Source organism: Leptothoe sp. PORK10 BA2, from assembly GCF_034932105.1.
GTDB lineage: Bacteria > Cyanobacteriota > Cyanobacteriia > Phormidesmidales > Phormidesmidaceae > Leptothoe.
The window spans coordinates 26,714-39,270 of sequence record NZ_JAYGIG010000135.1 but is presented as its reverse complement, the minus strand read 5'-3'; the positions used below and the strand labels follow the sequence as shown (position 1 = coordinate 39,270).

Genomic DNA, 12,557 nt, shown 5'->3' with positions numbered 1-12,557 from the left:
CACCCAAATCTGAGCCCAAAGTCGCAGCCTAAAACCCAATTGTATCTCTTAGTTAAGATACTCAGGCCAGTCAATAGCTTGAGTACGATTCTGAATGCTTCAAGAACAGATTTTGTCTAAACTCCAGTTGTCAACCTCAACGATATCCATCGCAAGATTCTCAAATTTCTTGGCTCTGCCTCTCAGGAATATTACCTGTTGAGTTGATCGATCCGTTAATTAGCTTTGTGCCACTGAGAAGGGCGGAATGTGGGCTGGATGGATTCTTTGTGGCGATCGACCTGTTCCAGAGTCTAACATAACGTTGTTGCATAGCCAGCCCACTAAACCCCTTTGACCATGCGATTGAAGGTGACGCGTTGGACACCAAATTGGCGTTCAAACTTTGGGCCGCTTAGGGTTTGGGTTGCTTCGTAGTTGATCTAGCTTGGCAAAGGCTTTTGTCTTGACTAGAGAGAACATTTAACTTTCACGGGAAGTTTGTTATTCAGGCAGGCTTGATTAAATTTGGGATAGGGTGATTCTGCCAGTAGATGCAATTTTAGCAAGCGCCAAGTTTGTTGTGAGACTAGTTTGGGCAATAACAAAAGAACCGACTGGTCATACTTTTGCATTAAATTCATTAACTTCTGAATTGCGATCTCCCTCAGGTCGTCATCAGTCTCACAATCTAGCACCTGGTTTAGACCAATAATGAGAGATGGTGGTGCCATGTCTTCGAGACTTGCTTGCGCTAACAAAGGTAGTTCGCTTTGTGGAGGCATGCGACATATAACCTTAACCAATGGCAAAACCGCAGCGCTGCCAAACTTAGGAAACTGTTGAACCAGTTGTTCACGGGTATGCTGTGACTGGGTGGTTATGAACAGATGGATAGCTAATCCCAGAAATTGATCAAAACTATAGGATTCGACATTTTCCACACTACCCTCCGCGTCAGCCAGATTACATATCGTTACTAGATCGTGGCCTTGGAGAGAGGGCTGGCTGTGGAATGAGGTGAGGTGAGGTGCAAACAGAGTAGGCATAATTAAAGTGCTAGCTATGACTAGGATGATCAGTAGGTAATAGGCTGCTGCAAAGCACCTGACTAAATGGCAGGAGTATTAGACCGGACTATGCGTTAGATGTGTTACGGTGCTTGGCCTCAGAATGGATAACAGAATCTAAGGACTGAAGTGTCTGGTTAACCTATCAAGGACCAGGTTCGAAATCTAAAACCTTGTGGGCGGCTTGATTGAAAAAAAGGAAAGAACTGAGTAGCGAATTATACGTTTCAGTGACTTCCTTAGTTGTACACCCTAGTAAATGGTATTGCAAGCTACATAATCAAAAAAAGCTAATATGGTGGTGATTTCATGACATTGTTAATTATCTGGGCACAGATCAATGTTTTGGTCACATACCTTACAGACTTTTCAATGGCGGGTGACTCCTAGAAAAACTTTTTACACAGTTTCGGATACAGTTCTGCCAGTTGATCTTCTTCCCATTGCTCGCCCATTGGTTCAGAGGACTGTTGCACTGCGATCGCACCATCAGGAAATCCATTTCCGGTTTTTACGTAATAGGCGTCCCATCCGGCAGAGATCAAATCTTCGCATTCGTTTGCGTCAGGTTCGGCCCATTCGCCAATGATCTCCGGATTATTAAGCGCAGCTTCGAATCGCTCATGGCCTTGCGCGATCAGCCAATCACGGAAATAGTCGAAGCCATCTCGGAGCAATCCCCATTGACGATATAGCCAACCGCCCACAGCTCCCAGCGATACGTTCGGCCAAAACGTTGTACATATGTTGGGAGTCTGATCAGGGGAGAATAGGCTTGATCAGGGGAGGATAGGCATTTTCGACCAACATTTCAAACTGTTTCGCAAACCACCATCCGGCATGGGGGGCTCCAGCCATGGCATTGGTCGAGTATTTCGAATTGTCTCTATTGGTCCCGTTTGGATCGCACATCCCGTCAAATCCTTTGGCCGGATCATGGGGATCAATAATACCGGCTTCGCTTATACCATCAGATTCTCCTGGCGGTTTAACCCACACAAAGGCGTCAAAATGCTCATAGGGCTCTGGGACTGGTCGTTCACCGATACCCATGCCGATCTGGTTACACCAGCCACCGCGATGAGGTCGTTGATCAATGCGAGACTCATCTACAAAGGTATTCACATCTGTAGAGGTACTGGCAGCGGTCGGACGATTGGGACCGCCCCATCCGTTACGGCTGGTATCCACTAACATCCCAACCGTCTTCGGTAGGCCTTGAGCCACAAAAGCATCGTACATCGCTCTCATATAGCTGACTTCATCAACATGAGGGTTCCAATCATAGAAATTAGAGGCTTGGCTTGGCTGGTCACCTGTAAATTCTTTCACAAACGGCTCTACTGTCGGACTGCTGCCGGAGGTATTTGAAATAAAACCATCCACTGCGTTCATGCCAGCTTGGGTACCTTTAATCGTCTCAGCGATTAGGGCCACCGTTGGACCAAACGCGCTATCCCAGCCTAACCATCCGGAATGACCCAGGTCAACGTAGGTATAGACATTGGGAATTGGGTGCAGTTTATCTAAGGCATATTGTATTCCTTCGACATATTCGCCGCTCGATTTTGCCTGGGCACAGGCAGGAGTAGCCAGGTTGGTCACCAGGTTAGGCAAGGAATCTGGTTCGATCACAGCAACAATGCGAACAGGCGCATATTTCGGATCGCTAAAAATCTCTGTAATCGGATCAATATATTGAGTTTTATAGCGTTCAATGCCCCCATGGGAAATCTCGCCATTTGAGGCTAGGGCATGACAATCCCGATTTGGTAGATTATAGAACACCGTCAAAAAGGTGATCGGTTTACCCGAGAGTTTTTGCCCTAATGCAGCATCCAAATGCTCCCGTAAACTCCTAGCGATTTTGGTGCCATCAGCAGCTGTTCCCGTAATCGCACCAATCCGATCTATCCAGACTGCAGTAGGGTATGTGGCGACCTGGGCCATTTTCTCGCCTAATCTGCCAGCGGTTTGGGTGGCCTGTTGGTTCACTTTTTCTGCGTAGTCTGGGTTCAAATAGGCAGTTGCGCCAACAAACGGGTTGTCAACATGTAGTGCTGCATAGGCAGCTGATTGAACCCTCGTGGTCAGAATAGTTACTGCCAGCATGCCGACAATCAGTAACCGGATTAAAGATTTTAGTTTCGTCGACTTCATAAAGTCCTTTATTTTTGTGAATAAAAATAACTGGCGTTGCTGATTCTCGAGATGGGTTGATCTGAGATGTTCTGATAAATGGCATCATTACCAGCTCGATTCATCCCTGAAATCAGCAATGGCAAATAACTTAAGCGCGAGGGGCACCTTAGCCTATATTGGTTCAGCGTGAGATAGAATTTAACGCCTAAAAAGAAGCAATATAAGTAGGTAGGCAACACAAATTACGCAGCACTGTTTATAGACGATGCTCTTGACAAGCCCTTAAACTCCTAACTTTAAAAGCTTCAAAGCTCATCCCAAGGCTGGAGAATTGAGGGCTCTTCTAATAGTTTGAAATTAATTTTGATAATCTACTTCCTTCCTCCGGGAACTGCTTCTATGCCTAATTTAGCTCTCAAAAATTGACTGAAAGCGAGATGTCTATTTCTTCATCTAGATTTTACATAGCCTCGGACGGAGAACCAAACCGATAGCCTTTTCCATATACCGTATGAATTAAAATTGCTTCACCATCATGTTCTACTTTGCGTCGTAGCAAACGCATCTGTGCTGCTAGAGCATTACTGCTAGGTTGCGCGCTCGTCCCCCAGACAGCATCATAAATCTGTTGGTGGGTCAGCAACTGATCTGGATGCTGCATTAAATAATCTAGAATATGCGCCTCTTTTTCAGATAGCTCAATCGTGCGTTCAGGGATAACTCCGCTACCCCGCTTAGCTATTTGATTCGCACGATCCAGGGTCAGGTCTTGATAGTGTAAAGTTGTTGTCTGGGTCTCTTCTCGAATCGGCGGACGTCGCAAAAGAGCCCGTACCCTTGCCAATAACTCTCGCAGCTCAAACGGTTTGACCAAATAGTCATCCGCTCCAGCATCCAGTCCTTCCACCCGATCATCCAAGGTATCCTTGGCAGTAAGAAAGAGCACTGGGGTAGTGAGATGATATTTCCTCAACTGTCGACACATCTCCAACCCACTTAACCCTGGCATCATCCAATCCAGAATCAGCAGGTCAAACTTACCCCCAATTGCCAAATCGTGCCCCGTTTCGCCATCGTGAGCCACTTGTACGGTATATCCCTCACGCTGAAGCACCCGACTCAGCGGTTCCGTTAGCTCTACCTCATCATCAACCAGTAAAATTCTCATGGTAGTTTATCTTCTGGTGAAGATACAGTACTGGCTATAATTGCCTCAATTCCTAAAATAAATGCCCGAAAACTATGGGGACAGTTCCGATTTTTCTCTAAGTATGGCCCAATAGCACGCGAGCCAGATACTTTTTGATATCGCTGCTTGGTTACTCTTGAAAGTTCCTCATACGCATTGTTTAGCAAATCTGGATTACGAAACTTTCTTGTACTTTGCTGATTGGCAAGACCCGATACACCAAGACCATCTTCCACTGCTTTTAGATCACCGATATACCAACTCTCCAGTTCCCGACAAGCAATTCTGACTAAAGTATTCGACTTACCCGCTTTATTGCATAGCCTTACCAGGTTGCTTTTCACGACAGTACAGTCACCACTGTCCTGATCCCGCAATACCACAAATTTAGCCCGTGGGTTTAACCATGCACGAAGCTTGACAGGAAGACTTTTTTCTAAATCGCTCTTTCCTTCAAAAACAATATAGCGGGGTGTAATATGATCAGGTAAAACCTTTGGCAAAAAGCCTTCCAGCATGGCCTTAGCACTGAGCTCTTCCAAAAAAAAGACAAGCTCCCAGGCTGTCACTGTGGATGGCGTCACTGTGGATCAATACCCCCCAAGAAGCCTTGCTTCCAGAGATATCCCATTTGATCTCCAGCTGCCATTAGAGCTACTAACTGGCTATCCTCTTTCGCTCGTATAACTTTGGTATAACCGTCTTGTTTTCTTAGCCAGAATACTTCATCGAGTTGAGTGGCATTAAGAAAATCTGGAGAGTGGGTAGAGACGAAGACCTGTCCTCCACGTATCGCATAGCTACGGAACTCTTCAGCCAATTCCGGCATGAGACTAACATAAAGCTGATTTTCGGGCTCCTCTACACATAGGACGGGGTGAGGAGATGGGTCATAGAGCAGTATAAGATAGGCAAACATTTTGATAGTGCCATCTGAAACATAGCGATCAATAAATGGATCTTTGAAAGAGCCGTCCTGAAATTGGAGCAATAGCCGCCCATCCTCTGTACTCACCGTTTTAACATCTATGACACCAGGAACACGATGTTTAATAACATCAATAATTTTTTGAAAAATATCGGGATAATTTTCAAAAATATTGCGAGCAACTAATTGCAAATTATCGCCACTGTCAGATAGATGCTCTTCATAACCAGCTGCATCTTTTGACCCACGAGCTGCTGAAATATGAAAATCTGAAATATGCCAATTTTCGATTAGCTTTCGAAAGGCATTAGCCGCTTTAAATCGCTCGAATTGCCCCAATCCTTTGATGGCTAAAATATCGGGGGCATCAAGCTCTTGTTCTTCTCGGTTGAGTTCTGTATCTTCTTTAGAAAAATCTTCTTCATTATTAATTGCAGATCCTACCCCCTTGGAAAAGTCTAGAAAGTGGTAGGGACTGCCATAGCGACCACGCTTATACCGTAAAATCTCCCGCTCAACAACAACTTTATTAGACGAATTCTTTGTAATACACAAAAGATAGGTGACCAACCTTTCTGTTCCTGCGATCTCGAGTCTAAACTGAATTTCTATCTCAATCTTATTTTCATCGGCATTTCGGCTTAAGACTTCTTGAAATCCGCCCCGTACCTGTAAAGCACGGCGCACATTGAACATTAAGCAATCCTTGAGAAATCCAAATACATCAAATAGTGTTGATTTCCCAGTGCCATTCGCGCCAATTACTATGCAGAAGGGAGGAATATCTTGCATTTCGACATTTCGAAGGGCCTTAAAATTAGTGATTTTTAGCCGTTCAATTCTCATCGTATAGCGATCCTGACATCGGGCTCATCATTACTCAGGCAAATTGTACTGACTAACTATTTTCTTGGCATATCCCGGCACATGATCTTCTAACTTCTCAGGATGATTTCGCTTTACATAGAGGTAGTTGCGAGTGAAGTGAGAATCAATGGAAAACCGCGCATATTCCAACCCTTTTGGTCCGATCTTTTCAATCACCACACCCATTAGTTTAGCTGCCCACATGGGCAGGGTAACCCCTTTGTCATAGGCGGGGATGCTGTTTTGTACCGCCTGTTTGCGATCGCCCTGGGACATCACAGGCTGCGTCTCCAACTGGTCAGTAATCAGGTCTAACATCTCTTGACCTGTGTCGTTACGGACCACTACCCACTGCCAGCCAAAGGGGGCCCCCATGTAACCCACTACCAAATCGGCGAGAGAGTTTACATAGTCAAAACAACTCATGCAGGACGGCGCAAACACATCTTTCAGCTGGTTAGTTTTGAGACCAAAGAAAGGGACTTGCTCAATGGAGCCATCTTCATGTTTGAAATGCACTCGAAAGTCTTGCATAAATTCGTAATGCACCACGGTCTCTGGGGAACGACTGGTGGTGTCAAGAAACTTTTGCAACCCGGCCCGGCTGACATTATCCACACAGGGAGTACCCAACACATAGAGCTTTTCTAAACCCAGTTCATGTTGCACCGCTCGCAAGGCCTGGATCTGACAGCCTACACCAATGGCAACCAACCGCTTCATGCCCGACTGCTCAATCTGATCCAAAATTGACAGGTTGGGGGATAGGGTGGGCTTATTCACCCGAGCGGCCAATACCTCCTCCGGTGTGGTGGCAATGACGGGCATGGGCTGAAAGCGATCTTCCTGGGTGTTTTGCACACAGACCACCCCTTCCACCAAACCTCGATTGAGCATCTCAATGGCAATGGAGCTGACAATGCCCGTCCATTGGGCACCTTCGATGGGCTTAGTTTTACGGGCGGCCATCATCTGCTGATGCACCCCAAAATACACATCGTTGTCGTTGTCCAGGTCGCGACTGCGGCCATGGTTTTGGGTCTCTAACGCTGGTATCTGTTGATGGATAAATGCACAGGCATCTTTGACGTAGTGAATATAGGAAGTATCGCAAAGGCCACAGTCACTACAGAGTTCCTTGGCTGGACGCACGGCTCCTCGGCGTAGACCCTTGGATTTTTTATGTGCGTTGGAAGCAGGGGGAGAAGAAGACGCCAGGGTCATAGGGACTCGGTGATGTAGAGAAAAGTGCTGTTGCTGATTGCAGGGATACACTGATCGGATAATAGTGCAGTGAATCAGAATTTCTGAGATGAAATCATCCCAAGGATCAGCAACGCCGAAAATGTCTATCGGGTGTTCTTATTATCCGTAAAGGTTGACTTTTTTGGGTTTTAGAATGGCTTTTGTGAAGAAATGATACGGCTGGAGTAGGGTTTAAGGGAAAAATTTTCCGCATTCCCGTGGAATTACCCTATACATCGAGAAATTCAAATACGCCAAAGAGGGGTTGATAGGTAAAGTAGAGTAGTGTTCCCATTTGCGTCACCGTTATACCTGTTCTGCCTGTCGAGATGATCTGCTGTTTAAATCCTGATTGCTTGGTGCCGGTCAACCCACAAGGAGTCACCGTGTGTCAATCTTGTGGCAGTCCTCTGACAGAATTGCTCCGTAATCGTTACCGTCCTATTAAACCCCTGGGGCAAGGGGGCTTTGGTAAAACCTACCTGGCGGAAGATGTGGATCGCCTGAATACTCGCTGTGTGATCAAGCAGTTTGCCCGGCAGTCCAGTAATAAAACCTTTGATAAGGCCCTCACCCTGTTTAACCAGGAAGCGATCCGCCTCAATGATCTAGGAGAGCATCCGCAAATTCCAGCGCTGTTGGCCTATTTTGAGCACCAGGGAAATTTTTATTTGGTGCAGCAGGAAATTCAGGGCAATACCCTACTGCAAGAGGTGAAGAAGGAGGGGCCATTTGATGAGGCGAAAATCCGCCGCTTGCTGCATTATTTGCTGCCCGTTTTGCAGTTTATCCACGATCGCAATGTGGTGCATCGGGATATTAATCCAACCAATATTATTTGCCGTCAGCAGGACAATAAGCCGGTCCTGATTGACTTTGGCATTGCTAAACAGCTAGAGGTCTCGCTGTCGGATAAACAGGAACATACGGGCACGCGCATCGGTACCGAAGGGTATTCTCCCATCGAACAGTTACGGAGTGGAGAAGCCTATCCCTCTAGCGATCTTTACAGTCTGGGGGCCACCTGTATCTGTCTGTTTACGGGGCGTAAACCGGAGAAGCTCTATAGCTCCTTGGAAGGCCGGTGGCTATGGCAGGAGCATGTCACCTCAGCCGGGCGCACCGTCACCCCTGAATTGGCTGCAATTTTGGATCGCATGCTCAAGGATTTTATTAATGAGCGCTATCGATCGGCAGCGGAAGTATTGCAAGATCTAGAGGCTCTACCGGCGTACCAGCGTTCGGTGCCGGGCTGGACTCGACAGCGAGCTGCGGATGAAGAACGACCCATGTCTGATGCCATTAGCTCTGGTCAGGACGTGAGTCGCAGTGTCAGTCAACGATTAATTAGCCAAGAGCTGAGCCCCGAATTTAGGCAGGAGCATATACCCACATCTCCTCCAGCCCAACAGACTGGCCCGGTATCTAAGGCTGGTCCCCTCACCGGAGGTACTTCTGGAACCCGGTCTGGAGGCACCTCTGGAGTTACTTCTGGGGTTAGACCTGTTTCACAACCCCGTTCAGGACAGCCAGCGCCCAATCCCCATGGCCGCCTTTCTGGCCCCAGATCTACTGGCCAGCCTAATTCCACCATATCGGGCCAACCGTCTGGTCCCGTTTCTCAGGGGGCTGTTTCCCAGGGCCGCCAGGCTGGGCCCGTCTCAGGTCGGCTCTCTGGTCCATCCTCTGGCCAGTTCTCTGGTAGGTTTTCTGGGCCCACCAGCCTGGGACAAACCTTGTCCGCAGGGTCATCGTTTGGAGCTTCTAAGAGCGGGAGCTTATCTGGGAGTACGACCCATTCCCAATCCTCTGGTCCCCATAGTGGTCCGTCTCACTGGGTGTGTACCCACACCCTTAAGGGGCATAATTCATGGGTTTCAACGGTGGCATTTAACCCTAAATTTATGATGCTGGCCAGCGGGGGCTGGGATGACACGGTTAATTTGTGGAATATCCAAACGGGCCAGCTGACCATGTCCCTGACGGGCCATGCGCGCGGGATCAATGGTGTAGCGTTTAGTCCTCAGGGGCAGGTGGTGGCCAGCTGTAGTGATGACGATACCATTCGGCTATGGAATGCAGGGTCTGGAAATCCGCTGCGGGTGCTGAAGGGCCATCGCCATGATGTGACATCGGTGGCCATTGGTCAGCGGGGGTCTGTCTTGGTGAGTGGCAGTGAAGATCGCACGATGGGCGTGTGGAGCCTGGGGGATGGCAAGTTGCTGAAGGTGCTGTCGGGCAATGTGGGGATGATTCGTTGTGTGGACATTTCACCGGATGAGCAGCTGGTGGTCAGCGGTGGCTTGGATAATAAAATTCGACTCTGGCAGCTGGGGACTGGGGAGGTTTTTCGGGTGATGCCAGGCCATTTGAATGCGGTGAATGATGTCACCATTAGCCTGGATGGTCGATTGATTGCGAGTGCGGGCAAGGATCGCTGTATTAAACTGTGGAGTCTGCGCTCAGGGAATTTGATTCACACGTTGAAGGGGCACACCGGTGAGGTGAATGCGGTTGCGATCGCACCCAACCAACGCACCGTGGTTAGCGCCAGCGGCGATGGCTACATTAAAGTATGGGATACCAAAACCGGTGAGCTAGTGGAAACCTTTTCCGACCATGGCAACTCGGTCACTGCCATCGCCATCCACCCCAACGGTCGCTACATGGCCAGTGCCAGCTCTGATAAAACCATTAAACTGTGGCATAAAGAATAATTTTCCATGCCCGAAGGCCCCGAAATACGAAAGGCCGCCGATAAGATCGAGCAGGCGGTCAAAGCCAGAATTACCAGCGAAGTTTTTTTTGCCTTTGAACATCTCAAACCCTATGAGGCTGAGCTAACGGGCCAGATCGTGCGCCAGGTCGAGACTCGGGGGAAGGCTCTGCTGATCCATTTTGATAACGGCCTCAGTATCTATAGCCACAACCAGCTCTACGGTATCTGGATGGTTCGTAGAGCCCATAGCTACCCTGCCACCAAACGGCAGCTGCGTCTCGCCATCCATAACTCAAAAAAATCTGCACTGCTCTACAGTGCATCAGATATTGACGTGCTCAGGCCTGGACAAATCCTCACCCATCCATTCTTGAGTAAGCTCGGCCCTGATGTGCTTAGCCCAGAACTGCGGCCGGCCCATGTGCTGGCATTGCTCACCGATAAACAGCACCATCGCCGCCAGTTTACTACCCTATATTTGGACCAACACTTTCTAGCTGGGATCGGTAACTACCTGCGTAGTGAAATTCTCTATGTAGCTGGCATTCATCCTCGGCTGCGGCCCATGGACTGTAGGGACGACCAGCTAGAGGCCTTGGCAGAGGCCAGCATTGCCATTCCATATCAGTCCTACCGCTACAACGGCATCACCAATGATTTGGATCTCGCCAATCAGCTGCATGCCCAAGGGCAAAGGCGCTCCCAGTATCGTCATTGGGTATTTAGTCGCGCTAACTATCCATGTCGCGTTTGCGAGACGCCCATCGTGAAGGATTTTGCCAGCAGTCGCCGATTTTATTACTGTCCGGTCTGTCAGCCCCCTAGGGCATGAAGTTCAAATGTAAGGGCTAACAGGACCTCCTCTTTCCCCATAAAATGAACAGCAGACTCTTTATCCTGGCCATGGCGACGTCCAACCATTATCAAGTCTTAGGAATCAGCGAATCGGCCACCCAGTCGGACATTAAGCAAGCTTATCGTCGCCTTGCCAAGCAGTACCACCCCGACAGTCAGCCCAAAAATCGGGCCGCCAGCCAGGGAGATGCCTCGCGGGATCATGAGCAGATTGCTCAGATTAATGCCGCCTATGAGGTGTTGGGGGATCCGGCAGCCCGCAAGCGATACGATTCCCAGCGGGTGCGATCGCAAACTATCAACACCAACGACATCAAAGCCCAGTACCAAAAACGGCGCGCCGCCAACGAAGCCGCCGATAACTCCCTCACCGTATGGATTCGCAGCGTTTACAGTCCTGCCGACCGCCTGATAGGAAAAATTATTAGCTCCCTAGCCGCAGAAGTGCGCAGCCTCTCTGCCGATCCCTTCGATGATGAGCTGATGGAAGCCTTCCAGGCCTATTTAGAAGACTGTCGTGAGTCCCTGGAAAAAGCGAAGCAAAAATTCAAGTCCATGGCCAATCCGCCGCAGACCGCCCAGGTGGCGGCCAATCTTTACTACTGTCTCAACCAGCTGGAAGACGGGATCGAAGAAATTGAACGGTTTACCTTTACCTACGACGATAGCTACTTACACACGGGCCAAGAGCTATTTCGCATTGCAAAACAGCTGCGACGCGAAGCCAAAGCTGACATGAAAGCTATAATCTAGGGGCGTTGCTGCTCCTCAAGATGATTTCATCGCCCCTGACAAATCCATCATTCACCTTACCCCCGCTCGAAAATGGTGACCGCCTCACCCGCCAAGAATTCGAGCAGCGCTATGGGGCAATGGCCCACATCAAAAAAGCCGAACTGATCGAAGGAATTGTATACATGGCGTCTCCCCTCCGAGCCAAAGCCCATGGAGAACCCCACGCTCGGATGATGGCTTGGCTGGGTTCCTACTGGGCGGCGACACCAGGGATTCAACTTCTAGACAATGCCACGCTCCGTTTAGATGTTGACAATGAAGTGCAACCCGATGCCCTCCTGAGGATTGAATCCGGCGGGCAATCCATCATCAGCCATGACGACTACATTGAAGGCGCACCAGAACTGATCGTTGAAATTGCGGCCAGTAGCGCTTCGAGCGACCTCCACCAGAAATTCAATGTCTATCGTCGTAATCAAATCCAAGAATACATAGTCTGGCGGGTCTATGACGCAGCCTTAGACTGGTTTTGTCTCAACGAGGGAAAATACCAGTCCCTAGTGCCTAACTCTTCCGGATTACTTTGTTCCCCAACATTTCCTGGGCTATGGCTCAATCCAACGGCTCTACTTGCGGGCGATTTGGCTACGGTGCTGAATGTCTTACAACAGGGACTCAAGGCTAGGATGGCGAAAGATGGGCCATGGTCTGATCAAACTACCTACCATAACCGCTAAAAAATCGGGATAGTCACCGCTCGGTCATCCCTAAAAAATGTCAACCTGCGAGAATATCCTGGAGAAAGAAAGAATCTCTATCACACAAATT

At 48.7% G+C, this 12,557-nt stretch carries 11 protein-coding genes; 4 read left to right on the top strand and 7 right to left on the bottom strand.

Going from position 1 to position 12,557, the window contains the following annotated elements:
• Window positions 1-449 precede the first annotated feature (449 nt).
• The 7 genes from VB741_RS21915 to VB741_RS21885 all read right to left on the bottom strand — a co-directional run bounded on the left by VB741_RS21915 (window position 450) and on the right by VB741_RS21885 (window position 7,399).
• On the bottom strand, window positions 450-923 hold the full coding sequence (locus VB741_RS21915) for a hypothetical protein (protein WP_323367344.1): 474 nt from the start codon (window positions 921-923) through the stop codon (window positions 450-452).
• A 512-nt stretch (window positions 924-1,435) separates the two neighbouring features.
• A complete protein-coding gene (locus VB741_RS21910) occupies window positions 1,436-1,756 on the bottom strand; it encodes a DUF4240 domain-containing protein (protein ID WP_323367343.1) in 321 nt (106 codons plus the stop codon).
• Between the two features lie 52 nt (window positions 1,757-1,808).
• Window positions 1,809-3,209, bottom strand: a complete 1,401-nt coding sequence (locus tag VB741_RS21905) for a glycoside hydrolase family 6 protein (protein WP_323367342.1) — start codon at window positions 3,207-3,209, stop codon at window positions 1,809-1,811.
• Between the two features lie 442 nt (window positions 3,210-3,651).
• Window positions 3,652-4,359 (bottom strand): two-component system response regulator RppA, encoded by a 708-nt coding sequence (rppA, locus tag VB741_RS21900; RefSeq protein WP_323367341.1) that lies wholly within the window; start codon window positions 4,357-4,359, stop codon window positions 3,652-3,654.
• Window positions 4,356-4,964: a DUF4276 family protein gene (locus VB741_RS21895; RefSeq protein ID WP_323367340.1), complete on the bottom strand. Its 609-nt coding sequence runs from the start codon at window positions 4,962-4,964 to the stop codon at window positions 4,356-4,358. Before VB741_RS21895 ends, rppA begins: the two co-directional genes overlap by 4 nt.
• Complete coding sequence (locus VB741_RS21890) at window positions 4,961-6,154, bottom strand: AAA family ATPase (protein WP_323367339.1); 1,194 nt, start codon at window positions 6,152-6,154, stop codon at window positions 4,961-4,963. The genes VB741_RS21895 and VB741_RS21890 overlap by 4 nt, the downstream gene beginning before the upstream one ends.
• Window positions 6,155-6,184: 30 nt before the next feature.
• Entirely contained in the window at window positions 6,185-7,399 is a 1,215-nt protein-coding gene (locus VB741_RS21885) for a Coenzyme F420 hydrogenase/dehydrogenase, beta subunit C-terminal domain (protein WP_323367338.1), read from the bottom strand.
• Window positions 7,400-7,749: 350 nt separating this feature from the next.
• Between VB741_RS21885 and VB741_RS21880 the strand changes: the two genes are divergently transcribed.
• The 4 genes from VB741_RS21880 to VB741_RS21865 are packed head-to-tail and all read left to right on the top strand — an operon-like array spanning window position 7,750 to window position 12,466.
• Entirely contained in the window at window positions 7,750-10,137 is a 2,388-nt protein-coding gene (locus VB741_RS21880; RefSeq protein ID WP_323367337.1) for a protein kinase domain-containing protein, read from the top strand.
• 6 nt (window positions 10,138-10,143) lie between these two features.
• Window positions 10,144-10,971: an endonuclease VIII gene (gene nei, locus VB741_RS21875; RefSeq protein WP_323367336.1), complete on the top strand. Its 828-nt coding sequence runs from the start codon at window positions 10,144-10,146 to the stop codon at window positions 10,969-10,971.
• 44 nt (window positions 10,972-11,015) lie between these two features.
• The gene (locus VB741_RS21870; protein ID WP_323367335.1) at window positions 11,016-11,747 is read left to right on the top strand and encodes a J domain-containing protein; all 732 of its coding nucleotides are present in this window, start codon (window positions 11,016-11,018) and stop codon (window positions 11,745-11,747) included.
• Between the two features lie 20 nt (window positions 11,748-11,767).
• Window positions 11,768-12,466, top strand: coding sequence for a Uma2 family endonuclease (locus VB741_RS21865; protein ID WP_323367334.1), 699 nt, complete (start codon window positions 11,768-11,770; stop codon window positions 12,464-12,466).
• Window positions 12,467-12,557 lie beyond the last annotated feature (91 nt).